Origin of the sequence: Aliinostoc sp. HNIBRCY26 (genome assembly GCF_050235535.1) — a bacterium.
Lineage (GTDB): Bacteria > Cyanobacteriota > Cyanobacteriia > Cyanobacteriales > Nostocaceae > Trichormus.
The window spans coordinates 1,454,104-1,479,574 of sequence record NZ_CP189852.1; the positions used below are offsets into that span (position 1 = coordinate 1,454,104).

Sequence of the window (25,471 nt, forward strand, 5' to 3'; positions counted from 1 at the left end):
ATGGGCGTTCGCGTTGGCATAGCCTCATATAGAGAAGCCCCACCTTCGGTGATCAGAAGTTCGGAGGAGCAGGGAGAAAAGAAGAAAATTATAATCCTTGGGTTGGTTGACTCAAGAATTCCCCATTGTATAAACGGGGGGTGTCAATTCTTCACAAGTTCCTCATCTTCTCGCGATAGATTTTGGATGGTAAAAGTTAGACGATCGCCACTCCAGCGAGAGGACGAGTATGAACGCCATAGAGTCTGCACAAAATTCCCATCGTTCCTTTGTCTACGGCCCTGTGAAATCTTGGCGATTTGGTCAGTCGCTAGGTATTGACCCTATTGGGGAAGTATCAACTTGTTCATTTAATTGCATCTATTGTCAATTAGGACAGATGGAAGTCCAGACTCTACAACGCCAAATTTTTGTTCCTACAGGGAGGATAGCGGAGGAATTGCGATCGCTTGCATCCTATGAGCAAATTGACGTAGTGACAATTAGTGGTAGTGGCGAACCAACTTTAGCCTTAAATTTAGAGGAAATTTTAGCGATCGCCAAACAGTTAACCCGCTTACCCACGATAGTATTAACTAACAGTACACTTTTAGGCGATCGCATAGTGCGCCAAGCCTTGCAGTTTGCTGATATCGTCGCTGTTAAACTAGATGCAATTTCGTCACATCAATGGCAGCGTATTAATCGACCTGTAGAGACAATAAATCTATCTGATATTTTGGCAGGTATTGTCAAATTGCGGCGGGAATATTCAGGAACTCTCGCTATCCAAACAATGGTTTTGTCTCCCTGGACAACAGAAATGCTAGAAGATTACATCCAACTGTTACAGCGTCTTCGTCCTGATGAAATTCATCTCAATGTTCCATCTCGACCCCGCGCTTTAGTGCGTCAGTTGGATGCTAGGGGGAATAATGCAGTTAAATCCGGCTGTGGTGATTTTCACCAACTCCAATGTGTTAGTGCTGATGTCCTCAGTGCTTTAGCTGATGCCATCCAGACTACAACTAAAATTCCTGTGCGTTGTGTCCCGCTTTGTCATAGTTAACTGTTGAAAGGAATAAACATAGATGGAAACTAAACCAACCAACCCATCCATTCATTCAGAAATTCCCTCTGGCTATCTCAACATCATGGGCTACATTGATGAATCAGAAGTGAATGGCCCTGGTTGTCGTGCAGTTGTTTGGGTGCAAGGGTGTCCCCGTGAATGTCCCGGCTGTTTTAATCCCGATTCCTGGACATTTGAAATTAATCAACTAGTCAGTATTGATAGTTTAGTCGAGCAAATTTTAAGCAAACCCAAAAATACAGGCGTAACATTCTCTGGTGGAGAACCATTTTGGCAAGCATCCGCTTTAGCTGAGTTAGCACGTAAACTCAAAGCTGCGGGTCTTAATGTCATGTCCTTTACAGGTTTTACCCTCAAGGAACTACAATCACCCTCCGCGCCTCCAGGTTCTCAAGAACTTTTAGCACAACTAGATATTTTGATAGATGGGCCATTTGTCCAAAATTTAGCCATTAATTCGCCAGATTCCCCTGTTTCTTCACGAAATCAAAAAGTTCGCGTCCTCAACCCCGCCTTTGCTGACAAAATTACCTGGGCTAGCGACCAAATAGAAGTCCACATCCTCAAAGACGGGAATCGTATTGTCACAGGTTATCAAGGTTGGTTGGAATGGACTTGAAGATTTTGGATTTTAGATTTTAGATTTTGGATTGAGAAAGCCTATCTCAGATTTAAATTTTTGGATGGTAGAACACTAGGGAGTGGGAATTGATAGTTTCTCCTCCCTATTTTCTTGTATCGTAATTACGAATTACGAATTACGAATTATGCTGACGTTGACGCAACGTAAACCACCAAACCCAGAAATAAAGGTCACGTTGACCTTGCAACTCACAGCCGAAGAACGCACTCGCAGCCGTCACCGCTTTGAAACAGAAGATGGTCAGGTAGTATTTTTGCGCTTACCTAGAGGGACGGTGTTATGGGATGGAGATATTTTACTAGATGAAACTAATGGTAGTCTGATGAGAATAGCCGCTAAAGCAGAACCCGTGTTTACGGTTGTCGCTGCTACCCCACTTTTATTAATGCGGGCGGCTTATCATTTAGGGAATCGTCACGTACCTGTAGAAATTACCCCCAACTATTTACGCTTATCTCCAGACCCCGTTCTACGTACTCTGTTAGCACAGATGGGGCTAGAAATTACTGAAGAAATTGTCCCCTTTCAACCAGAATTAGGTGCTTATGGACACCATCACTCTCACTCATAGTCATTTGTTACACCTATTGCAAATAGCGAGTTCTGCTTTGCCAGTGGGAGCATACAGCTACTCGGAAGGATTGGAAACTCTAGTAGAAAATGGCACAATTACCACTCAGGAGAGTTTACAGCATTGGTTAGCAGCCGAACTGCGTTATGGGGCAATTCGCTTAGAAACAGCGATGATTTTGAGAGTGTATCAGGCTGTCAATCAAGGTGATTTAGAGAAATTACGCTATTGGAATTTATGGTTATCGGCGGCGCGAGAAACCCAGGAATTACGTAATTCTAGCTGGCAAATGGGGCGATCGCTCCTACAATTACTCGTGAAACTACAACCGCAAATATCGGATTTAGCTCATGCTGTAGGTCATCCTTGTAATTATGCGATCGCTTTTGCTCTGGCGGCTACCCATTGGCAAATTGATCCACAAGCGGCTTTATTAGCATATCTGCATAGCTGGGCAACTAATTTAATTACGGCTGGAATTAAAATCATTCCCCTCGGTCAAACAGCCGGACAAGAAATATTACTCAATTTACAACCATTAATCGGTGCTGCCACAATGGAAATAATGGATTTAGAAGATGATGACTTGAGTTGTTGTAGTTGGGGTTTATCTTTAGCTAGTATGCAGCATGAAACACAGTACACAAGGCTGTTTAGAAGTTGAATCGGCGTTTTTGAGCAATATTTTTTTTGTTTCGCGCAGAGGCGCAAAGGCGCAAATAAGGACGCTGGATCATGTTTTTTGTAAGATGTCTATTGAAATCATGGTTTAAAAATGTTCTTTTAACTTATAGCGTTTCCTAGTCTGCTGAGGTACAAATTTATCCGCGTTTATCTGTGTTCATCTGCGTTTAATTATTTTCGTTTGTACTTCACTAGGGCAAGAAAGGCTATATTATGATTGATTTTGCTTTAGATGTTTTGAGTGATTTGAGTCTGGCAATTACTAGCTATAAAAACAGCGACTTTAAGGGTCAGGATATTCGCGCCTTTATCGCTTTGTATGATGCTATTAGATTAGTAACAGTCACAGCTAAAAAGTTAACTTTAGGGTTTAGTAATTATACAAGTTCATGTGAAAGTAATTTTGATGTTTCAATATTAAGAAAATTAATTAGAAATTTTTCATTATCAATATACAAACTAGTGGATACCTTCAGAAAGTTTGGCTTGAGGAATGGCATACCCTTGGAGTGTTTCCAGCCGGAACTAGCTAGAAATTTTATCCCCGTCGGCACAATCAAATCTTTATTTTGTAGGAGTCTTATAGAAATTGCTATTCCTGATATTTGTCTAGACCACTCACTCCCTACTACAGAGAGAGATTATTTGCTGAGAATTATAGATTATCAAAAATATCAATATTCTGTCGCAGAGGTACAAAAACAATGGCATAATTTCTTTAGCTACTATGGCATATCTGATATTTTATTACAAACAGCTAGTGTCCCTGTGAAATTCACCAATTTACCTAAGAAATGGTTAAGTGAATCAGGCACATATAATAACTACAAACATCAAATTCCTTTCATCAAAAAGGAGGAAGTAGAAATTAATGAGGCTTTTATTCGCTCGATACTAGATTTTCGGATTCTGACCTTTACTGATATCGATGAATTACAAGACCAAATCCAGCAAGATGCAATTAGTTTGCAAAAATTAAGGAGAAATCTAGTTACTCTAGAGGAATTTTTAACAAATAGTTTTTCTATGTCAGATTTTTTCTAAAGATTGACAAAATCAGAGTGACCGGATATTTTACATCCCGAAAACGATGAATTTTGAATTGGGAGCAGAGTGGAGTGACTACATTTAGAGTAGGGGTAGCAGGGCCAGTTGGTTCAGGGAAAACAGCTTTAGTGGATGCTATGTGTAAAGCACTGCGCGATCGCTATCAAATTGCTGTAGTGACAAATGATATTTATACTCAAGAAGATGCCCAGTTTTTAGTCCGTTCTCAAGCCTTAGCTAGCGATCGCATTTTGGGAGTAGAAACCGGAGGTTGTCCCCACACAGCCATTCGGGAAGATGCTTCCATGAATTTAGCAGCCATTGAACAACTAGAACAGCGTTTTAGCCAATTAGATTTAGTCTTTTTAGAAAGCGGTGGCGATAATTTAGCCGCTACCTTTAGTCCCGAATTAGTAGACCTCACAATTTATGTGATTGATGTCGCCGCCGGTGATAAAATCCCCCGCAAAGGCGGCCCCGGTATTACAAAATCCGATTTACTAGTAATTAACAAAACCGACCTCGCACCCTACGTAGGCGCAGACTTAAGCGTCATGGAACGAGACGCAAAAAAAATGCGTGGCGATAAACCCTTTATTTTCACCAACCTAAAAACCCAACAAGGACTCAAAGAAGTTATCGAATTTGTCTGTGGTCATTGTTAATAGTCAATAGTCATTAGTCAATAGTCAATAGTCAATAGTTATTTCTTCTCCCCAGTCCCCAATCCCCAATCCCCAGTCCCTAGTCCCCAGTCCCTAGTCCCCAATCCCCCTAGTGATGAGTTAAAAAAGAAACATGAAAATGATTAAACTCATCACTAACTGGTTAGAAATTCACGCTAGTTCCCCGACATACGCCGGTTGGGTACTAGTAGGAATTGCTGTTTGTTTTTTCGGTGCGGCGATTAATACAATGGCTGGTTGGCTTTACGCTATTAGTGGCGTGAGTCTGGCTTTATTGGGGATAGCTGCATTTTTAGCATCGCGATCGCTTGTTGGTCTATCTGTCACCCGTCGTCAGATTGCACCTGTCTCGGCTGGGGATGAATTAACTTTAGAATTAGAAATCTATAACCCTACTAAGCAATCTGTCACTTTATTGCAGGTTGAAGATATATTACCGTTTGTGCTGGGGAAACCCATTAAACACAGCATTGAAACTATTGCTAGCCGAGAAACTTACCGTTGGGTATATTATCACCCTACCGAAAAGCGGGGCATTTATCGCTGGCATACCGTTGAATTGGCGACAGGCGCGCCTTTAGGTTTATTTTGGTCGCGTCGTCAGCACCACTGTGAAGCAATAGCCATTGTTTATCCTACGGTTTTACCCTTGAGTGCTTGTCCCCTAGTGGATGAAATCGGGGAAGAAGAAAGTCAAAGGAATGAGTATCACGGTAGACCTTTGCAAACAGCCACATCGGGATTAGTGCGATCGCTGCGTCCCTATCGTATTGGCGACCCCACCCGCTTAATTCACTGGCGGACTAGTGCGCGCTATGGTGAGTTACGTGTGCGCGAATTAGAAATGATTACCAGTGGACAGGAAGTAATTATTGCTTTAGATACTGCTGGTAATTGGGACGCAGAACATTTTGAGCAGGCTGTAATTGCCGCAGCATCAATGTATTTTTACGCACAACACCAGCAATTACAGGTGCAACTATTAACAGCCGCCACAGGATTAGTCAGAGGCGATCGCTCAGTTTTAGAAACTCTAGCCGCCACCCGATATCACGAAGACATCAGCGATTATGACGAACAGCATCCCGTGATTTGGCTGACTCAGAATCCTCTCAGTATATCTTCTTTACCTCAAGGTAGTCGTTGGTTATTGTGGCCAGATATACAATCAAACAATGAGCCAGTCTTAGTAAGTCGAGATTATCCAGGTATCGTTATTGATACAGCACAAGCACTGCGATCGCAACTCCAAAAACCTCTAGATAGATGAAACGTGATAACTGCCGGAGGCAGGAAAGAATGTCTTTTTCCCCCTGCTCCCTGCCCCCTTGCCTCTCATCAATTAACGCCATCCCAACAATCTTTTGATTTTCCTACACCATCTAGTAAGCCAAGATGCTCGCTGAGACTGATACTGGACTCTTCCATAAGCAGAGGCTTTAGGGATTTTTCCTTCAAGCTGTGCGGCTTTATTTAAATCAGATGCGGCGCGATGTTCATAGCCTAATTGGGAGCAAACTAAACCGCGATATTTGTAAGCTTCAACATAGCGGGGGTTGAGGCGAATGGCTTGGGTAAAATAGGCGATCGCTTCTTCATATTCGCCTTTACCTACGCTCTCTACACCATAATTATAGAAACTCTCTGCATCAAAGCGATTGACTGATGTCTTGGGGGATTTTTTGGATGTAGTTACGGTGGTAGAATTACTGATGGTGGGATTTTCTGACTTGAGTAGATTGTAAGCTGCATTGATTTGTTTGATTTTGACTTCCGCTTGCTCTTTTTGTTGGAGATTCACAAAGCGATCGGGATGGTGAGTTTTTACTAATTGACGATAAGCTCTTTTGATTTCTACCTGCGATGCTCCAGGTTTTAATCCTAAAATTTCATAAGCATGATTAATATCGAGATCAAGACGCTGACGCATACTAAAAAGTAGAAATCATAAATCTATGTTAACTATTCCCATAAATCTTCTGCAATCTACTCAAACGCCTCACAGTGGATACCATTGGGACGGGAGTAGTCGCCGCTTTTTTGAAGGCTGGTATTTTCGCGTTACTCTACCAGATTGTGGAGAGACTTTTGCTTTCATGTATTCCATAGAAGACCCCATTGGCAGTCAAACCCATAGTGGCGGTGCGGCGCAGGTTTTGGGAGCTAATGACGAATATGTATATCGAATTTTTCCTGATGTTACTCAATTTTGGGCTAGTCGGGATGTTTTAGCTTTGGGACATTGGGGTAAAACGCACTTACATACTCAACCCCGCTATCTCTCACCCACTGCGTTTACACAATCTATTCAGGAAGGTTATCAAGCCACTGCTAATTTAAATCAGGGTTTTATTCAAGACCCTGTTACTGGTTGTTATTGTCGTTGGGAATATGAAATTCAGCCTATATATGGCTGGGGTAATCAAAATAGTATTCAGCAATCAACTGCCGGCTGGCCGTCATTCTTACAGATTTTTGAACCAGGATGGCAAATTTTAATGGCTCATGGTCTAGCCACTGGTTGGATTGATTGGAATGGCAAAATTTATCAGTTCCAAAACGCACCAGCTTATGGCGAAAAAAATTGGGGTGGTGCGTTTCCTGAAAAATGGTTTTGGCTCAATTGTAATAGCTTCGATGGTGAACCTGATTTAGCCTTAACGGCTGGGGGTGGCAGGCGTGGTGTTTTGTGGTGGATGGAATCTGTAGCGATGATTGGGATACATTATCAGGGCAAATTTTATGAGTTTGTTCCCTGGAATGCCAAAGTTGAATGGTGTATTCAACCTTGGGGTAGATGGCAAATGAACGCAAAAAACCTAGATTATGAGGTTGAATTAAGCGGAACTACCCATCTACCCGGTACGCCTTTGCGTGCGCCGACAGCAAATGGTTTACAATTTTGCTGTCGGGATACGATGCAAGGAAAACTGAATTTAGAGTTGCGAGAAATTAGGGGTAAAAACCCCCTAGTCATTCTCAAAGCACACAGTTATCTTTGTGGCTTAGAAATTGGCGGCGGTTCCTGGCACAATTTTTGGCAGTCCACCTAAAACTACTGCTATCATTATATATGCTTCGTAGTTGGGGCTGTAGCTCAGTTGGATAGAGCGAGCGCCTCCTAAGCGCTAGGTCGCCGGTTCGAGCCTGGCCAGTCCCGTCGCCAACTACCCATCACCATAAAAGTGAGCAACAGCAATTTTTATTACGGGATTGCTTGCTAAGTATTAGTAAACTGTAGCTAATACTTGTGTAATTGCAAATTAACAAAGTTTGCGATTATGCTGTTTGAGTGCATTTGCCGAATTGACCTTGTGATTTTTCTGCTTGATTGAGAAAATTATTTCCGCAAAAGACTAAAGTTATAGAGCCTTGAAGAATAATCTATTGTTTAGAGGTAAGTCATTTCAGTTTGCAGTTCTGATTCTACCGCTATTGATGTGGTGGGGATATAAGGAGGCACAAAATAATAGTGAACCGCCAGAAGCCGTGATTGTTTTAGGTGGCTCAACCAAAAACTTAGAAAGAGAGAAGTTTACTGCTCAGTTCGCTCGTCAGTATCCCAATATACCAATCATGATTTCTGGTGGTAGTCCTCCTACATACACTAAAAATGTATTCACCAGAGCTGGTATCAATCCTAAACGATTACATTTAGACTATGAAGCTGTAGACACAGTCACAAATTTTACTACATTGGTAGATGATTTACAGGCGCGCAAAATTAAAAGTGTTTATTTAATTACCTCAGATTTTCATATGCGCCGTGCTTGTGTGATTGGTGAAATCATTTTGGGTAGTCGAGGAATCAACTTTAAACCGGTAGCAGTACCTTCTCAAACTCCCCCTGAACCAATTGAAAAATCCATCCGTGATGGAGCTAGAGCTTTATTTTGGGTAGCTACCGGTTACACAGGTGCGGAAGAGTTGAAAAATCGGCATTAAGAAGTCAGGAATTGGTTTCCTATTCTTTACTTCTTCACCTACGCCAATTGTTTCAAAATGCAACGTCTATAAAATACAAATGTTTTTAAGCAGCAATTTCCTGTACTAAAACATAAGGTTGAAGAATTAGAGTGTTAAATCGTTTAGTGCGATCGCTATTCCATTCTCCCACTTGAGTGTTAGAAGGTTTAGTCAGTAATTGACTATCAATCCATTGCTGCACTGATGATGTATTATCAGTAGCGATCGCCTCACCTACAGCTAATAAATCTAAATCTAGTGACACTAAGATTACAGCATCTCGCTGAACATGAGGGATCAACCATTCCCACTCGGCTTCATCTAAAGTTTCTGATAATTCCTTTCTCAAATCTGACATAATTTCCCATTGTTGCGTGTATAAATTGATTTTACAGATTAATCGGGCATCACAAACTTAAAAATTTCCAAATATCTTGAATCAACATAACTAAATTTCTGATTTCATCGCCTCAATTTCAAACAAAGATACAATTACACCTGTAATGGGAATCGAAAGGAAAATTCCCAATAATCCGGCAACTCTTGCACCTACTAATAAGGCGAAAAACACCACCACCGGATTAAGATTTAATGTCCCTTGCATAATTCTAGGGGCAAATAAGTTATCTTGTATTTGTTGCAAAACTATACAAGCGATTAATACTTTTATTGCTAACCAAACACTTTGAGATAACAAAATTAAAGTGACTATACTTACACCTAAAGTTGCCCCTATACCGGGAATAATATCTAATATTCCGACTATCAAAGCTAGCAATAAAGCAAATGGCGCGTTCAATAAGAGGAAGACAATAAAACTTGATGTTGAGAGAAATAACATCAAGAGCAATTGACCTCGAAAAAAGCCTAAAAAATTTCGGCGCAGAACATTTGTAAATCTTCTACGATGTTGATTTGGCAGAACCTTGAGCATTAAAGACCATAGCTTTTCCCCATCTAGCAAGATAAAGAAAGCCACAACAGCGATGATGATAAACGTCACAAAATTAGACAATACTTGTTGTAATATCGCCAAACTTGTCACTAAACTCGATATTGCTTGATTGCGTAATTGTTCTTGTACTAAACTTAAATCTATTTGTAAATTCCGACTACGCAGCAGCGATTCGATTTTTTCTAACAAAGGTAATAAAGAAGTTAAAAAATTAGAGATACTATCTATTAATTGCTGTCCTTGGGAAATGACTGTTAAACCAATAGTAACTAATAGTCCAGCCAAACATATAATACTAACTAAGAAAACTATCACAACTGCTATACCGTGGGGCAGAAAATGCCTCAACCACTTAACAGGATAGCTGAGTAAAAAAGCTAAAATTGCTGCAAATGTAAAAATTACAATGACTGTTTGAAAGTATGCCAAAAGCTGGACTAAAACCCAGCCAGCAGCAACTAATAGCAAAAAACGGACTATTAAGGAATTGTTCAGTCGATTCCACAAAGTTTTGGCTTCTAAGCCATTCATATAAATTTAAAATTCAAAGTGCGATGAGGTTCATAGGTCGCTGTCATATTGTTTTTCAATTTATATAAATAAACTAGCGATCGCTACTTTCCTAAAGCAGAGATTCTCTAGATGTTTTCACCTTCCTAAATCGTGCATTTGGTTAATGACGGCGGCGCATTTTTGTGTTATCTGTTCTAGTTCTTCCTTATGAGTAGAACTGGGAGCATCAATTAAATTACCGATTCTGACTGTGAGGGGAACTCGACGCGGTAATGATGAGCCTTTTTGTAAAATCTGGTCTGAACCCCATAAACATACGGGTAAGATAGGGGCTTTAGCTTTAGCGGCTAATAGTAAAGCCCCACGCTTAGGATCATGAATCTTGCCGTCGGGGGTACGAGTTCCTTCCAAGAACACACCCACAGCCCAACCTTGATCAAGATATTCTAAAGCGGCGCGGATAGCATTGCGATCGGCACTTCCCCGACTAACTGGATAAGCACCATACAATTTAATGGCCTGCGCCAACACAGGAACATCAAACAGTTCTTCCTTGGCCATGTATGCTACAGGGCGACGGACACAATTAGAAACAATGGGCGGATCGAAGTAGCTAGCATGATTACTCACAACTACCAAAGGGCCAGACTGAGGTACATTTTCCACACCATAAATCCGTCCCCGAAAGTAAGCATGAAGCATCGGACTAACTACCGACCACTTAAAAGCGTGGTAAAGAGCCAGACTAATCAAGGGTTCGCGTGTTCGAGACATAAGGGATTAGGGATTGGGGATTGGGGATTAGGGATTGGGGGTAGAAGAGGAATTGGTGCAGGGGGTGAGACAGCGCGCATGACAGGAGCGACTGCGAACCCGTTGGCGTAGTCTCTCGTAGAGAAGAACGAGGTAGAGAAAAATTTCCCCATTTCCCCCTGCTCCTCTGCCCCTCTGCTTCTTAACCCAGTCCCCAGTCCCCAGTCCCTAATCTCTAATTCGGTAATTCCGCAGCATTACGGACGTTTTCTAAGATTAAACCAGTTGTTGTGCGTTTAATCAAACCGGTTAGTACATTACCGGGGCCGATTTCTACTACTTTCTCAATTTGATTTTCTGGTAGTTGTAATGAAATTTCTTGCCAGCGTACTGAACCCGTCATTTGTTGGTTGAGGCGTTGCTTCAAGATTGCGGCATCAACGGCGGGAATCGGCTCGACGTTGGATAATACTGGGACTGTGGCAGTTTGAAATTCTATAGTGTTGAGAATTTTCTGAAATTCCTCTGCCACGCTAGCCATTAAAGGTGAGTGAAATGCACCGGAAACCTTCAAAGGTACAGCACGTCTAGCCTTAACCTGAGACATGACTGCCTGTACTGCTTCTGGAGTACCGGAAATCACTACCTGGCCTGGACTATTATCATTAGCTAAGACCACATCAGGAGTCTCGGCAATGACTTTGTCTAGTTGTTCACGGTCAAAGTTCATCAAAGCTGCCATCATCCCACCTGCGGCATTGTCCATTAGTTCCGCGCGTTGCTTGACTAACTCTAATCCTGTTGACCACTCAAACACACCCGCAACATATAAAGCAACATATTCTCCTAAGCTGTGACCAGCAACTAAATCTGGCTGGTGTCCTTTTTCCCGAATCAAGTCAGCGAGGATGCTTTCTACTACATAAAGACAAGGTTGTGTGTAGAGTGTCTTTGATAACTTTTCTTCTTCGTTTTGGCAAATGTCTGTTACCGACCAGCCTAATATGGCCTCGGCTGCGGCAAACTTGTCTTGAGCCGCAGGTATATCTAATAAGTCAGTTCCCATTCCTAGTGCTTGAGAACCTTGTCCGGGAAACACCCATGCAGTTTTAGTCATTGGTCAATAGTCAATAGTCAATAGTCAATAGTCAATAGTCCACAGCCCATACTTTTGACGATGGACGATGGACTATGAATGAAACGTTTATCTTCCCCAGTGGAAGATGGCTGCACCCCAGGTTAAACCTGCTCCAAAGCCGGATGCAGCGATGATGTCATTGGTTTTGATTTTGCCTTGCCGCACGGCTTCATCTAAGGCGATGGGGATGGAGGCGGCGGAGGTGTTGCCGTAGTTGGCTAGATTGCTGATTACTTTTTCGTTAGGAATATTGAGGCGTTGTGCTACTGCATCTAGAATGCGTTGATTAGCTTGATGTAGTAGTAGCCAGTCTATTTGATCAACGGTGAGATTGGCAGCAAATAATGCCTTATCAATGATTTCTGGAACTTTTTGGGCAGCAAAGCGGTAAACTTCTTTGCCGTTCATGGTGATGGGTTGATAATTACCTTGAGTGATGTTGACACCAGGGATAATTTCTTGGGAATTGCCTTGATAGGCGAGGTTGAGGTAGTGGTTTTGAGTGCCATCACTTTTGAGGGCAAATCCTAAGAGGCGATCGCCATCATTGGCTTGCAATACAACCGCACCAGCCCCATCACCAAACAGGACGCAGGTGCGCCTATCTTGCCAATCTACCCATCGAGAGAGGATGTCTGCCCCGATTAAAAGTACATTACGATATACCCCTGTTCTAATGTATTGGGCTGCTGTAACTAGCCCAAATACAAAGCCAGAACAAGCAGCTGTGAGGTCAAAGGCTACTGCTTGGGACGCGCCTAACTCAGCTTGAACTCTACACGCGCTACCGAATAAATCATCTGGTGTGGAAGTTGCCAGCAAAATTAAGTCTAAATCAGCTGGTGTAATTCCAGCTGCGGCGATCGCTTGCTGGCTGGCGGTCGTCGCTAGGGTCGTCAATGACTCGGTAGAGTTGGCTAACCTGCGCTGACGAATTCCTGTTCTGGTAGCAATCCATTCATCGGAAGTATCTACCAGTTGGGTTAGTTCTTGATTGTGCAGGGAAGTGACTGGTACTGCGGAACCACTTCCTGTAACTGCTATGCCTAAATTTTGCACTCCTAATCTCCCAAGCTATCAGCTGTTAGTCATTAGTTATCAGTCATAAGTCATTAGTCTCTAACTGCTAACCAATGACTTGTTAGTAGCTATTGCTAGTTTGATGGCTGATTGCTAACTACTCTCACTCTGTAGCATCTCATATTGAGATTGCAGTTGCTCCATGACTTTGTTATCAACAGCTTCTTTTGCCATGCGAATGGCGTTAAATACTGAAGGTGCTTGAGAACTGCCATGACCAATCAAACAAACTCCTGAAACACCCAACAGCAAAGCCCCGCCATGTTCGGCGTGATCCATACGCTGTTTGATGCGCTTGAGATTTGGCTTTAATAGTGCTGTACCAATTTGTCCGTGCAGTCCTTGGGGTAATTCTTCTCGTAAAATTTGCAGGATGACTCCACCTATAGCTTCGGCAAACTTGAGTAAGATGTTACCCACAAAGCCATCACAGACAATTACGTCAAACTCGCCAGACAGCACGTCTCTGCCTTCCGCATTGCCGATGAAGGTGATATAACGGTTTTCCCGCAACAGTTCATGAGTCCGCAAAGCTAACTCATTGCCTTTGGTATCTTCTTCACCAATATTGAGCAAACCCACTTTCGGTTCATCAGTACCGAGGACGTATTGGCTATAAATCGAACCAATCACGGCAAACTGTTCTAAAAATTTAGGACGACAATCGACATTCGCCCCTACATCCAAGATGAGAACCGGCTTACCTGCTTTAATGGTCGGAAATACTGTGCCAATGGCTGGACGGTCAACCCCAGGCAATCTTCCCAGACGGAGTAGGGCTGATGCCATAGCCGCACCAGAATGACCTGCTGAGAATACTGCATCGGCCTGTTGTTGCTTGACCAAATCCATCGCCACATTAATCGAAGCCTTGCGTTTGCGTCTCACCGCATTTAAAGGCTCTTCATCCATTGCGATCGCATCCTCAGCCGGAATGATTTCCACTCCTTCCAAATTGGTTTTTGGGGGCAAGGCAGCTTTAATTTTTTGGGGATCACCCACTAATAAAACTTTTACACCTAATTCTTCACTGGCTCGCACCGCGCCAGTAACGATTTCACCGGGAGCGTGATCCCCTCCCATTGCATCAATTGCTATCCGCACGCCAGTCGATCCCATTGCTTAGAGCTTCTAGAAACCTTACAAATTTTACCAGATGGCTTTGCTGAAAAACCTTAACTTTCTTACCGTCAAGTTAGTCTTGTTACTTTTGCAACAACTGATGACGGTAAGCCAACAATAGCACGAATTATTGGGGATTGGGGATCGGGGGTTGGGGATTGGGGATTGGGGATTAGGGATTGGGGATTGGGGATTAGGGATTGGGGATGAAATTTTTCCCCTCTGCCCCTCTGCCTTCCAGTCTCCAGCCTTTCAATTTTGGATTTTTAGATTGAATCCAAAATCCAAAATCCAAAATTCCTAGTCCCCAGTCCCCAGTCCCCAGTCCCTAGTCCCTAGTCCCCTAATTCTCCAGTACCCAATCAACCAACATTCTCACGCCAAAGCCGGTTGCGCCAGTGTTATTGTAGCCATTGTCTTTGTCTGCCCAGACTGGCCCGGCTATGTCTAAGTGCGCCCAAGCTGTGTCTTTGACGAACTGTTTGAGGAATAAGGCGGCGGTAATTGAACCACCAGGACGGGGGCCGGTGTTTTTCATGTCGGCAATGCCGGATTTTAAGCCTTCAAAATATTTGTCTTCCATTGGCATCCGCCAAATTTTTTCGCCTGAAGTGGCTGAAGCTTGCTCTAGCTGTTTGGCTAAGGCATCATCAGGAGAGTACAACCCGGCAATGTCGTCACCCAAGGCAATTACACAAGCCCCAGTCAGGGTGGCTAAATCGACAATGGCATCTAAGCCTAATTTGTCAGCAAAAACTAAAGCATCTGCTAAAGTTAAACGTCCTTCAGCGTCGGTGTTGTTAACTTCGATGGTTTTGCCGTTAGATGCGGTAAGGATGTCTCCTGGGTGCATAGCGTGACCGCTAATCATGTTTTCGGTGACGGCTGAAATAAAGTGAACTTCAGCATCGGGCTTGAGTTGGGCGATCGCTTTGGCTGCACCTAAAGTTGCGGCTGCACCACCCATATCAATTTTCATGGTTTCGATGCCGCTACCTGCACCTTTGATATTCAATCCACCGGAATCGAAGGTTAAACCTTTACCGATGATTCCGAGTTTGCGTTTGGGTGTGCCTTCTGGTTTATAGGTGAGGTGAATAAATTTCGGTGGTAAATCAGAAGCTTGCGCCACACCTAAAAAAGCACCCATCCCCAATTTTTCACAGTCGGCTTGTTCTAAAATTTCTATCTGCAAACCGTGGTCTTGGGCAATTTGTTGGGCTGTTTCTGCCATCGTAATCGGTGTTACGGTGTTGGCTGGTGCGGCTACTAGTTGTCTGGCTAAAATCACGCCGGACACAATTTGATTGGCTTTGGTAATGGCGGCTTCTTGTCCGGCAAAACCCAGAAATTCGATAGTTTCGACCTGTGAGGCTTTATCTTCTGGGTCTGATTTAAAGCGGATATCTTGGTATAAGGCTAGTTGTACGCCTTCAGCCAGTGCTTGCACGGTGGCAGATGGATCATTGTTCCATAAGGGAAAACTCAAGCCTAAAACTTTACTTTTTTGTTTTTTGGCGACTTTGCCAACAGCCGCAGCTGTCCGTCTAATGGTTTCTAATTTGAGGTTATCGGCTTTCCCTAAACCCACCAAAATGATTTTTTTAACTGGACTAGCACCACTGACGCGGGTAAAAACGGTGCTGTTGGCTTTCCCTGTAAATTCTTCTTCGGCAATGACTTCTTTTAAAATGCCAGCAAACTGCCCATCTAAAGTTGCGAGTTCCCCTGTTAACTCTACCGCTTCTTCAAATAATGCGATCGCTAGCGTATCTCCTGCCCAATCTAGTAAAGGCTTGTCACTTAGTTGAATTGCCATTTTTGCATTTTGCGTAAACTTACTTCTTGTACAAGTATTGCTTAAAATTTTCGGAGTGAGGGATTGGGAACTTATCAATTCAAAATTCAAAATTCAAAATTCAAAATTAAAGAAGGATTGGGGACTGGGGTTTGGGGATTGGGAAATTTACGATCGCTTGGTATGGATTCTGAGTAAATGGAATGACTTTTGAGTGCTATTCAAGGTCAAATTTATTGGCGATCGCAGTAATAATTTCTTGCTCTGCTGGTGTAGTCTGATTGTCTAGTTGGGCAATTTTTCGACATTGCGCTAGTAAAGGTATGGCAAAATCTCGGTCTAGTTGGTTGAGTAATTGATCTAGGGGTTGGGGTGATTTGATATTCTGCTCAATGGCTGCTAAGGAAGTGAGACTGAGGTTAGCTGCTTGTAGTTGGGGTAGGATTTCTTGCCAAGTTTTTTCAGGGTGACTAGCTAAAATCATCCGCACTAAGATTTTATCCATGACTGCTTGTTGAGCGATCGCAGTTTCTAGATATTTTTCGCTTTCTGCTTTTAAGTTAGCTATTGTTTCCGGTGATTCTAGGGATACGGATTCGTCTAGTTTGGCTTCATAAAATCGACAAGCCGCATATCCTAGAGAATAACTCATGGTGGCATTGGTACTAGCGGCGATCGCGGCTCCGGCAAAGGGAACATTTCGCAATAAAGCTAATCCGGCGGCTTTCAGGAGACGATTCCCACCCAAGCCTAAACCAAAAATTGTCAATAATTCCCCTTTCCGACTAGGGTCTTGTAAATCTAGTCCATAGGCGAAGGCAATTTGATACAGCATTTCTGTTTGTAATTGCATGGTTGCTGCTAAATCTACAGCTAGTAGGGCGGCGGCGAATCCTGGCAAAATACTACTAGCTAACCCAATTCCACCAGCTTTAGCAGCTTTTTCTGTCATGATGCGATGAGCAATTTGTCTTGGTGATTCTTGGGGATATTTTTGTTGGAGTTGTTTAACTACAACTGACATTTTGGCAAAATCAACATTGTCACTCGCACCAATTAGCCAATTCAGATTCAAAAAGCCAGATATTCTTCTAATTAGCCAATTTTCCCCAATATGATTGATGACTGTACCTGTGATTTGAGTGGATTTTTCCAGTAAGTTTTGTGTAGTTTTTGCTGTTGCTCTGCCTATGTCTACTGCTTTATCTAACAAGGTTTTACCTGTGTTCAGGGCAGTTTCAGCCAAATTCTTGCTTAAGGATGTTTGATTTGGGGATGGATCAACTGATTGATGATTATCTGACATTTTTGAGTATTTGCCTCATGACCAACTCTCTGTTTTGGTTGTAGCCAAGTCTGATGGGTGTTGACATCTTCCAAACAGCACAAAGTTTGATATGGGAATCATATTTGATTCCTGAAAAAAATCAGTAAATATTCATTCTTACTCTGTTCCCTGTTCCCTGTTCCCTACCTACGTAAGTAGTTTCAATAATCAAGTCGGATTCCTATAGATGAGTTTTTACCCCTTTGTTATTTCCACAGGGGATTTTTTACTATTGGAGTGATTTTTTTCTCTAAAAAGTTATGCGACTGGAGAATTTTATAGAGATTTACGCTTTCTTCTAATAAGCAGGCGTGTCCACTTTCGGGTAAGATTATTGTCTGATTATGGGGAATAATTTGGGCTAGGCGTTCTACTTCGCTGACGGATGGTAGGAGGCGATCGCTACCACCTGCTATTAATAAAACTGTTTGTTGCAGGGAACGCAATTTATCTTCATCAATACTAAATTCCCGCAGCATTGACACTCGCCAATTTACTGTCTCTGACGGTATCGAACGCATAGTTTTTAGCAGTTCTTGTCTAATACTCCGAGAAATTCGGGGTAAAGATGCCAAAAATGGTAATAAACCTAATGCACCTACATCATAAAAACATCCTGGAACTAAGTACATTAGTTGTGATGTCCAATCTAACCAAGGACGTAATTTAAACGCAGAAGCAGGATTAATTAAAATCATGCGTTTAAATAAATGTGGGGCTGCAATGGCTACTTTCATCGCCAAGCAACCACCAAAAGATTCACCGCACAAATAAATAGGTCTTTGAGAACTTCTTTCTAATTCTGTGTGGATTAAATCCAATACATTACTTGTCAGCACGTCCCAACTTGTCAAATCTTGCCGGGGTATTGCCAAACACCGGACATCGAAGCCTACTTCTAATCCCGCCGTTTGCGATCGCAATAGTCTTCCAGTTCCATCCATTCCCGGTAAATACACAAATAGTGGGAATTCTGGTTTCACTTGTCTAGGGGTAAGAAAACACGGTTTTAGTTCAACTTCTGGCATTATGGCTAATCTTTCTGGGTTTTATGCGTCTGGTTTAGCTTTACTCCATGAATACTCAACATGGTAAATCAAGAAAAAAATATCTAAAGCTCAAATTCTCATCAAATCATAACTATAAGTGTAACAAGTGCTTGAGAAATGTTACGATAAATTAATAATTATCTAGTTTGTCTGCCCATACTCAAGATAAATCTGCTAAGTGGAACAGGGTAAATCATTCGAGGGTTGTAGGGGACTTTCAGAAATTAAATTATTCCACGAGTGAAAACGAAGATCATCATCAAAATTCTTACTCCCCCTGCTTCCCCTGTTTGATGGCATTGCCGTTAACTTGTTTATACAAGTGTAAAAACAGATAAATTTATCCAAATTTTGTCTAAATTACTGATGATTATCCTAGAGATTTATCTAGGCATTCTGTTGAATACGTCGATAGAAAATACCATTTAGGAAACCGGGGAAGAATTATCTATACTGGTGAATTAAAAACAACTCCCATGTTGATAGTGTTAATAACAGCCTTGTAATAGTAAGTTAGCAATTTCATGGTGACAATATGTAGTTAGTTCAGCTACAACATTTTTAGCTTGTTTACCGTGATATTGGTGTTGATGTTGAGAGGTAATCCAATAAGGACGACCGATTAACACCGCAACCCGATGATAAATAACCAGGGGATGCCAACCTGATTGATGAAACAGAGGTTCAGAAGGGTCAAAAAGACTTAACAACCTCAAGGGAAAAGCGGCGGTGTTGACTTCTTCTAAAGAGGCGATCGCAATTGGTAAAACAGCTAAATCTGGCACATCGGCACGTAAAGCTAGGTGTGCGAAACCACGCCTAAATTCACCTACATGATTGGGTTGAGTGTATTTCACCATTGGGTTAGCACCTTCGGGAAATACTCCTACCATTTGTTGCTTTTTTAATAGCTGTTGGGACTGAGAAAAGAAGCTTTGCTGACGCTGTTGGTTTTCTTCTAAAGGAAAACAACCTAATTGTCCGGTAACAATCTCTCGCAAAATGGGTACTTCCCCCATGTAATGATGACAAGCAAAGCGAATCGGACTAGCTAATGCTGTCATTAATATTAGGGCATCCATAAAACTGCGATGATTGCTCACTATTAACAAACTAGCGTCTTTGGGGATGCGATCCTCATAATAGCGAAACATCTTTGTGGAAACAGTCGCTAAGAAAGATCGAGAAATGTCGAGAGGACTATGGAGACTCATAACTAATTTATGTCTTTTCGGGAAAATATCGCAGTTTATCTTGACTTAATTTTTACATTTCTTCACTAATACCATGACAGTCTTAAGGTAGAAATGTCCCATCCCCAAGAAGCAACAAAACTCAGCTATTTGCAGGTGTAAATTACATAGCAACACAGATGTAATAAAATTCATTCATCAAGATTGTTCTTAGTCAATTACCGTCTTTATCATCGAAATAAGTAATATTTCTATCAGTTAAAAAATCATGCCAAATGTAGGAAATTTGCTAATATTAAATTGAGGTTGGAAAAAAGGATAGTAATGTTATATAATTGCTTGGTTTTGCCTCGATAAGTAAAACATTAGACGATTTAATAATTTGATTTTTATTTTGCATGAATATAGTGGCTCAAACAGAAAAGACCTTTGCACTAACAACCCCGTTATATTATGTAAACGATGTACCCCACGTAGGTAGTGCTTACACAACTATGGCGGCGGATACGCTAGCGCGCTTTTATCGCTTGCTAGGGCGACAAGTGCTATTAATTACAGGTACAGATGAACACGGACAAAAAATTCAGCGTTCCGCAGAAACTCTAGGGAAAGCACCACAAGAGTTTTGCGATCAAATCTCTGCTAGCTTTTCTTCCCTATGGGACTTGCTCAACATTAGGTATGATCGCTTTATTCGCACCACCTCACCCCGCCATGAAGCAATTGTGCAGGAATTTTTTCAAAGAGTGTGGTCGTCTGGCGATATTTATCAAGGGCAACAAAAAGGCTGGTATTGTGTATCTTGTGAAGAATTTAAAGAAGAGAGGGATTTATTAGAAGGCAATCGCTGTCCGATTCATACCAACAAAGAAGTTGAGTGGCGAGACGAACAAAACTATTTTTTCCGCTTATCTAAATATCAAACCCAGTTAGAAGAATTTTATCAAGCTCATCCTGATTTTATTCAACCAGAAAGTCGCCGTAATGAAGTTTTCAACTTCGTAGGCCAAGGTTTACAAGACTTTTCCATTTCCCGGATCAACGTGAGTTGGGGTTTTCCCGTACCTGCTGACCCCAAGCATACCTTGTATGTCTGGTTCGATGCCCTACTCGGTTATGTTACAGCACTGTTAGATGCTGATGACACACCCACCTTAGAAAATGCCCTAGCTAAATGGTGGCCGATTAACCTGCATTTAATTGGCAAAGATATTCTCCGCTTTCACGCCGTTTATTGGCCTGCCATGTTGATGTCGGCAAATCTACCTTTACCAGAAAAAGTTTTTGGTCATGGGTTTTTAACCAAAGATGGACAAAAAATGGGTAAAAGTCTAGGTAACACCCTAGATCCTATAGCGTTATTGCAACGCTATGGTAGTGATGCCGTTCGTTATTACTTCCTTAAGGAAATCGAATTTGGCAAAGATGGCGACTTTAATGAAATTAGATTCATTAATGTTTTAAATGCAGATTTGGCAAATGATTTAGGTAATTTGCTCAATCGCACCTTAAACATGGTGAAGAAATACTGTGCGGAAAACGCACTTGCAGTTAACCACCAAGCTATTGCGGCGGATAATCCTTTGCAAAATATCGGTGTCAATCTAGGAGAAAAAGTCAAACAAGCCTACGAATCACTAGCTTTCAATCAAGCCTGTGAAGCTGTGCTGTCATTGGTACAAGCCAGTAACAAGTACATTGATGATCAAGCACCTTGGACACTCTATAAACAAGGCAAACAGCAGGAAGTCGAAATTGTCCTCTATGCAGTTTTAGAATCAGTCAGACTAGCAGCTTATTTGCTATCTCCAGTAATTCCCAATATTAGCAGTGAGATTTATCAGCAGTTAGGTTGGGAAGTTAACTTTAACGAACAAACACCTAGTTTTGCCACCCATGCCCAATGGGGGCTACTATCTAACCAACAAACTTTAGGAAAACCACAACCCATTTTTAAACGCATAGAACCACCAAAAAACGATTAGTTTTTTTAATTTTTGATTAATCACACACTAGTGCCATTTTTATTTTTTCGCAAAAATTAACGGGGCTAAACTTCATTTTTAGCCCTGGAACGTTATCATAAACCCCTAGTATTCTCCACTTGAAAACTTCTATCAAAAATATCAAAGATAAAAATTGAGGTATGACAACAATGTTGAATAATTTGGAAAATGACTCGATATTTACGCCAGAACAGGTTTTAGAAAATCGAGGGCGTGTGGCGATCTTTATTGATGGCTCAAACTTATTTTACGCTGCATTGCAACTAGGAATTGAAATTGATTACACGAAACTGCTTTGTCGCTTAACGGGTGGTTCTCGGTTATTGCGGGCTTTTTTCTACACTGGTGTAGACCGCACCAATGAAAAACAACAGGGTTTTTTATTGTGGATGCGGCGCAATGGCTATAGAGTCATTGCTAAAGACTTAGTACAGCTACCAGATGGCTCAAAAAAAGCTAATCTAGACGTAGAAATCGCCGTAGATATGATGGCTTTAGTAGATTCCTACGATACAGCCGTGTTAGTTAGCGGTGACGGGGATTTAGCTTATGCAGTTAATTCCGTCAGTTATCGTGGGGTGAGGGTGGAGGTTGTAAGTTTGCGTTCTATGACTAGCGATAGCTTAATTAATGTCAGCGATCGCTATATTGATTTAGAAGCTATCAAAGAAGACATCCAAAAAACTCCCCGCCAAAGCTATCCCTATCGACCCTTATCGGGTATGGGCTTTTTAGATGATCCCAGCGATGGACATTTAGAAATTCAAGATTAATGAAATATCAGCAAACACCGTTCCGAAAAAATGCAACTTTAAATCAACAGGGGGGAATTCAAAAAACTTTCCCCCTATTCTGTTTCCTATCCAAATATGGGTTTCACTTTGCTATCAATCTTGTTTTAGTCATGGGTTTAGTTGCCTGTACAAATAAAGTACCCAGGAATAACCAGCCAAATAATACTAGTTCACCTAATCAAGAGAGTAATTTAACATTCTTTGATGTCACCCTAGAACAAGCAGATGAAGACGGAAGACCAGTCTGGAGAGTGAAAGCCAAGCAAGCCCAATATACCAAAGAAAAACAAATTGGTGAAGCACAAAGCCCTTATGGCGAACTGTATCAAGATGGCAAGATAGTTTATCAAGTCACAGCTGAGAAGGCAGATATTGAACAAGATGGCAAACAACTGTTTTTGCGAGGAAAAATAGTCGCAACTGACCCCGTAAATGGGATTGTTTTACGAGGAAATGAATTAGAATGGCGACCCCAAGAAGATTTATTAATTATGCGTAACCAAATTAATGGTAATCATAAACAATTACAAGCGGTTGCCCAAGAAGCTAAAGTTAAAACCCGTGAACAACGCATGGAATTATCTGGCGGTGTAGTTGCCAAATCAGTTGATCCCCAGACGCAAATGCGAACCGAACATTTAATTTGGCAGATTAAAGAAGAAAAATTAATTGGCGATCGCCCAGTCCAGATTGACCGTTATAAAAATAATCAAATCAGCGATCGCGCCAGAGGTAACGCCGCCGAATTCAACCTGAAAACCCAAGTAGCATTCCTGCAAAAAAATGCCCAATTAGAGTTATCAGAACCGCCAATGCAGATTGCCAGTAACTCGATGATTTGGAATATGAAAGCAGAAAATGTGATTACAAATTCCCCTATACGCATCTTTCACAAAGCAGAAAACTTGACTGTCACCGCCAATCAAGGGGAAATGAAAATTCCTCAGAAAATAGCATTTTTAACAGGCAACGTCAATGCTATTGGACAGCGTCGTCAAACCCTGAATGCTCAAAAAATGACTTGGTATTTAGACAAAAAATTATTAGAAGCCCAAGGAAATGTAGCCTATCAACAAGCTAATCCCCCTGTTAATTTCAAGGGTGAAAAAGCCGTCGGTAATCTGCAAACTGAAAATATCGTAGTCAGTGGTGGTTCTGGAAATCGGGTAGTGACGGAAATTATTCCTAGAAGTAGGGAATAGGGGATTGGGGACTGGGGATTGGGGACTGGGGATTGGGGATTGGGGATTGGGTATTGGGGATTGGGTATGAGATTTTTTCTTCCCCTGTTTTCCCTTACACCCTTACACCCCTACACCCTTACACCCTTACACCCCTGAATTCTTACCCCCGAAACACAATCTCATTCCGCTTAGTATTGCCTAAGTCTGGTAGTGATTTAGCTGTATGGGGTGTTAAAGCATTAGGAACACTGGGGGAGATTTCTAGTTGTTTGACTAGATTTTGTAGGAGTTTGTCTTGTTCTTGGCGGAAAGCGGTGATTTGTGGGCCACGGTTAATGATGGCGAACCAAACTAAACCGCGATCGCGTGTGGGTACGACTCCAGCTAAAGCACTGACATCACGCAAAGTACCTGTTTTCATCACAGTCGCCATTGGTAAATGACGATGCTGCATTGTACCTCGCTTATCAAAGCCAGAGGTGGGAAATAAATCAGCTAAATTCAGTTGATGATTTGCGGCTTCCTGTTGAATAGCCATTAACATCGCACAAGCAGCCCTGGGGGAAATGCGGTTTTCTGGCCCTAATCCTGAACCATTAATTAACTGAATTTCTCCACTGGGGACATTAGCAAATTCTGCGGCTTTAGTCTGTACTACTGTATGACCACCTACTGATTCTGCCAGCATTTGTGCCATTTCATTGTTACTATACACGTTCATTTCCTTGATTAATTGCTTCAAGGGTAGAGAACGGTGACGCACTAAAAGAGTTTGCTGGGGGTTGGGTTGGGCGTTAAATTTGACTTGACCAGCGATCGCCACTTGGGGTTTTGGTGTACCCTTGGGCATGATGGAGTGAATATAAATCGCTGGACGAGTCCAGGTTTTAGAATTGAGTGATTGCTTGAGCATTTGTCCCGCCAATAGGGGATGACGCTGGAAATTCATGGCAAATTTGCCAGTAATCACCAAATTGCCCTTAACTTGTTTGATCCCCATTTTATTGAGCGTATTACCCAAGGCGATCGCTTCTTCCCAAACAAACATGGGATCGCCACCACCATTAACAACTAAATCACCTTGTACAACACCGTTGACTATCGGCCCTGTAGAACTAATCATGGTATCAAATTGGTGTTCAGAACCGAAGGTTTTCAAAGCCACCAATGAAGTAGCAATCTTAGTGAGAGAAGCCGCAGGTAAAGGTGTTGTACCTTGATGATCAGCCATCAATACAGGCCCCGACTGCATCCAAATTCCTTGGTTGGGGGTGAGATTTTGGGCGATCAGCTTAGATTTTAATAGTCCTTGCAAATATTGTTTAACAGTATTAGCCCCTGCTGGATTGGGATCGGGTGCAATTACTAAGCCGGGGCTACTTTGCCAAGTCAGCGCATCTAAGGCCTCTGAAGGCTTGACTTGAACCCCGGCCATCTCCAGCCAGAGTGACACCAAACCTGAACCCAACAATTCCAGCATGATTTAATCCTCTTAGGATGTAATAGAACACAACAATAAAGTTTCCTGTGCTAATATACGAGATTTTTGGTCTCAATCAGTATTGAGACATAATAACTCTTGTTTTTCCTATGTAGGATGTAGGTTAAAAATTAGATTTTCAGCACTGGACTTGCTGACGCGATCGCAGACATATTTGATTAAATTATAGAGAAGATTAGATAAATAGATTAAACCAATTCGCAATTCGCAATTCGCAATTCGCAATGGACTTCTCTCCGAGACGCTGCGCGTAGCTTGCTTCCCCGGAGGGGTACGTCCCGCTACGCTAACGCAATTTGCTTTTTCCGTGTTATGACAGGGATTTAAGGGAACACCAAAAAATAAATTATCCCAAATAAACAGCTTAGTAGGGTGCGTCAGTGCGATAA

At 42.0% G+C, this 25,471-nt stretch carries 25 protein-coding genes and 1 tRNA gene; 13 read left to right on the forward strand and 13 right to left on the reverse strand.

Features of this window, described 5'->3' with window-relative positions; all coding sequences use genetic code 11:
* Positions 1 to 229 precede the first annotated feature (229 nt).
* From ACQFX9_RS06060 to ACQFX9_RS06090, 7 genes are all read left to right on the forward strand, one after another.
* Positions 230 to 1,048 carry a radical SAM protein gene (locus tag ACQFX9_RS06060; protein WP_427161156.1) on the forward strand — a complete coding sequence of 273 codons (819 nt, stop codon included), beginning with the start codon at positions 230 to 232 and terminating at the stop codon, positions 1,046 to 1,048.
* 22 nt (positions 1,049 to 1,070) lie between these two features.
* Positions 1,071 to 1,691 (forward strand): 4Fe-4S single cluster domain-containing protein, encoded by a 621-nt coding sequence (locus ACQFX9_RS06065; protein WP_236142409.1) that lies wholly within the window; start codon positions 1,071 to 1,073, stop codon positions 1,689 to 1,691.
* Between the two features lie 148 nt (positions 1,692 to 1,839).
* Entirely contained in the window at positions 1,840 to 2,286 is a 447-nt protein-coding gene (ureE, locus tag ACQFX9_RS06070; protein WP_427161157.1) for an urease accessory protein UreE, read from the forward strand.
* On the forward strand, positions 2,261 to 2,950 hold the full coding sequence (locus ACQFX9_RS06075; RefSeq protein ID WP_427161158.1) for an urease accessory protein UreF: 690 nt from the start codon (positions 2,261 to 2,263) through the stop codon (positions 2,948 to 2,950). Before ureE ends, ACQFX9_RS06075 begins: the two co-directional genes overlap by 26 nt.
* 233 nt (positions 2,951 to 3,183) lie before the next feature.
* Positions 3,184 to 4,014, forward strand: coding sequence for a hypothetical protein (locus ACQFX9_RS06080; protein WP_427161159.1), 831 nt, complete (start codon positions 3,184 to 3,186; stop codon positions 4,012 to 4,014).
* A gap of 74 nt (positions 4,015 to 4,088) precedes the next feature.
* Positions 4,089 to 4,682 carry an urease accessory protein UreG gene (gene ureG / locus ACQFX9_RS06085; RefSeq protein ID WP_427161160.1) on the forward strand — a complete coding sequence of 198 codons (594 nt, stop codon included), beginning with the start codon at positions 4,089 to 4,091 and terminating at the stop codon, positions 4,680 to 4,682.
* 133 nt (positions 4,683 to 4,815) lie between these two features.
* Positions 4,816 to 5,973, forward strand: coding sequence for a DUF58 domain-containing protein (locus tag ACQFX9_RS06090; RefSeq protein ID WP_427161161.1), 1,158 nt, complete (start codon positions 4,816 to 4,818; stop codon positions 5,971 to 5,973).
* Positions 5,974 to 6,045: 72 nt separating this feature from the next.
* Here ACQFX9_RS06090 and ACQFX9_RS06095 read toward each other — a convergent pair whose 3' ends face one another.
* Positions 6,046 to 6,633, reverse strand: coding sequence for a DnaJ domain-containing protein (locus ACQFX9_RS06095; protein WP_427161162.1), 588 nt, complete (start codon positions 6,631 to 6,633; stop codon positions 6,046 to 6,048).
* Positions 6,634 to 6,658: 25 nt separating this feature from the next.
* Between ACQFX9_RS06095 and ACQFX9_RS06100 the strand changes: the two genes are divergently transcribed.
* The 3 genes from ACQFX9_RS06100 (at position 6,659) to ACQFX9_RS06110 (ending at position 8,648) form a co-directional block, all read left to right on the forward strand.
* Positions 6,659 to 7,756 carry a tocopherol cyclase family protein gene (locus tag ACQFX9_RS06100; RefSeq protein ID WP_427161163.1) on the forward strand — a complete coding sequence of 366 codons (1,098 nt, stop codon included), beginning with the start codon at positions 6,659 to 6,661 and terminating at the stop codon, positions 7,754 to 7,756.
* 33 nt (positions 7,757 to 7,789) lie between these two features.
* Positions 7,790 to 7,863, forward strand: a tRNA-Arg gene (locus tag ACQFX9_RS06105).
* Between the two features lie 278 nt (positions 7,864 to 8,141).
* Positions 8,142 to 8,648 carry a YdcF family protein gene (locus ACQFX9_RS06110; protein WP_427162807.1) on the forward strand — a complete coding sequence of 169 codons (507 nt, stop codon included), beginning with the start codon at positions 8,142 to 8,144 and terminating at the stop codon, positions 8,646 to 8,648.
* Positions 8,649 to 8,733: 85 nt separating this feature from the next.
* Here ACQFX9_RS06110 and ACQFX9_RS06115 read toward each other — a convergent pair whose 3' ends face one another.
* From ACQFX9_RS06115 to ACQFX9_RS06160, 10 genes are all read right to left on the reverse strand, one after another.
* Positions 8,734 to 9,027, reverse strand: coding sequence for a DUF2288 domain-containing protein (locus ACQFX9_RS06115; protein WP_427161164.1), 294 nt, complete (start codon positions 9,025 to 9,027; stop codon positions 8,734 to 8,736).
* 90 nt (positions 9,028 to 9,117) lie between these two features.
* On the reverse strand, positions 9,118 to 10,155 hold the full coding sequence (locus ACQFX9_RS06120; RefSeq protein ID WP_427161166.1) for an AI-2E family transporter: 1,038 nt from the start codon (positions 10,153 to 10,155) through the stop codon (positions 9,118 to 9,120).
* A gap of 117 nt (positions 10,156 to 10,272) precedes the next feature.
* Positions 10,273 to 10,911: a lysophospholipid acyltransferase family protein gene (locus ACQFX9_RS06125; protein WP_427161168.1), complete on the reverse strand. Its 639-nt coding sequence runs from the start codon at positions 10,909 to 10,911 to the stop codon at positions 10,273 to 10,275.
* A gap of 214 nt (positions 10,912 to 11,125) precedes the next feature.
* Positions 11,126 to 12,007 carry an ACP S-malonyltransferase gene (gene fabD, locus ACQFX9_RS06130; RefSeq protein ID WP_427161169.1) on the reverse strand — a complete coding sequence of 294 codons (882 nt, stop codon included), beginning with the start codon at positions 12,005 to 12,007 and terminating at the stop codon, positions 11,126 to 11,128.
* 87 nt (positions 12,008 to 12,094) lie between these two features.
* Positions 12,095 to 13,087, reverse strand: a complete 993-nt coding sequence (locus ACQFX9_RS06135) for a beta-ketoacyl-ACP synthase III (RefSeq protein ID WP_427161170.1) — start codon at positions 13,085 to 13,087, stop codon at positions 12,095 to 12,097.
* 114 nt (positions 13,088 to 13,201) lie between these two features.
* Positions 13,202 to 14,227 (reverse strand): phosphate acyltransferase PlsX, encoded by a 1,026-nt coding sequence (gene plsX / locus ACQFX9_RS06140; RefSeq protein ID WP_103139124.1) that lies wholly within the window; start codon positions 14,225 to 14,227, stop codon positions 13,202 to 13,204.
* Between the two features lie 346 nt (positions 14,228 to 14,573).
* A complete protein-coding gene (locus ACQFX9_RS06145) occupies positions 14,574 to 16,049 on the reverse strand; it encodes a leucyl aminopeptidase (protein WP_427161171.1) in 1,476 nt (491 codons plus the stop codon).
* Positions 16,050 to 16,245: 196 nt separating this feature from the next.
* Positions 16,246 to 17,334 (reverse strand): hypothetical protein, encoded by a 1,089-nt coding sequence (locus ACQFX9_RS06150; RefSeq protein WP_427161172.1) that lies wholly within the window; start codon positions 17,332 to 17,334, stop codon positions 16,246 to 16,248.
* Between the two features lie 227 nt (positions 17,335 to 17,561).
* On the reverse strand, positions 17,562 to 18,383 hold the full coding sequence (locus ACQFX9_RS06155; protein ID WP_427161173.1) for an alpha/beta fold hydrolase: 822 nt from the start codon (positions 18,381 to 18,383) through the stop codon (positions 17,562 to 17,564).
* Positions 18,384 to 18,892: 509 nt separating this feature from the next.
* The gene (locus ACQFX9_RS06160) at positions 18,893 to 19,618 is read right to left on the reverse strand and encodes a lysophospholipid acyltransferase family protein (protein WP_427161174.1); all 726 of its coding nucleotides are present in this window, start codon (positions 19,616 to 19,618) and stop codon (positions 18,893 to 18,895) included.
* 377 nt (positions 19,619 to 19,995) lie between these two features.
* Between ACQFX9_RS06160 and metG the strand changes: the two genes are divergently transcribed.
* The 3 genes from metG (at position 19,996) to lptC (ending at position 23,599) form a co-directional block, all read left to right on the forward strand.
* Positions 19,996 to 21,582: a methionine--tRNA ligase gene (gene metG, locus ACQFX9_RS06165; RefSeq protein ID WP_427161175.1), complete on the forward strand. Its 1,587-nt coding sequence runs from the start codon at positions 19,996 to 19,998 to the stop codon at positions 21,580 to 21,582.
* Positions 21,583 to 21,752: 170 nt separating this feature from the next.
* The gene (locus ACQFX9_RS06170; RefSeq protein ID WP_103139118.1) at positions 21,753 to 22,376 is read left to right on the forward strand and encodes an NYN domain-containing protein; all 624 of its coding nucleotides are present in this window, start codon (positions 21,753 to 21,755) and stop codon (positions 22,374 to 22,376) included.
* Between the two features lie 131 nt (positions 22,377 to 22,507).
* Positions 22,508 to 23,599: an LPS export ABC transporter periplasmic protein LptC gene (lptC, locus tag ACQFX9_RS06175; protein ID WP_427161176.1), complete on the forward strand. Its 1,092-nt coding sequence runs from the start codon at positions 22,508 to 22,510 to the stop codon at positions 23,597 to 23,599.
* 142 nt (positions 23,600 to 23,741) lie between these two features.
* On the opposite strand, the gene ACQFX9_RS06180 is transcribed toward lptC, so the two are convergent.
* Together ACQFX9_RS06180 and ACQFX9_RS06185 are read right to left on the reverse strand one after the other, a co-directional pair.
* Complete coding sequence (locus ACQFX9_RS06180; RefSeq protein WP_427161177.1) at positions 23,742 to 25,061, reverse strand: D-alanyl-D-alanine carboxypeptidase; 1,320 nt, start codon at positions 25,059 to 25,061, stop codon at positions 23,742 to 23,744.
* 108 nt (positions 25,062 to 25,169) lie between these two features.
* Positions 25,170 to 25,307, reverse strand: coding sequence for a hypothetical protein (locus ACQFX9_RS06185; protein WP_427161178.1), 138 nt, complete (start codon positions 25,305 to 25,307; stop codon positions 25,170 to 25,172).
* Between the last annotated feature and the right edge of the window lie 164 nt (positions 25,308 to 25,471).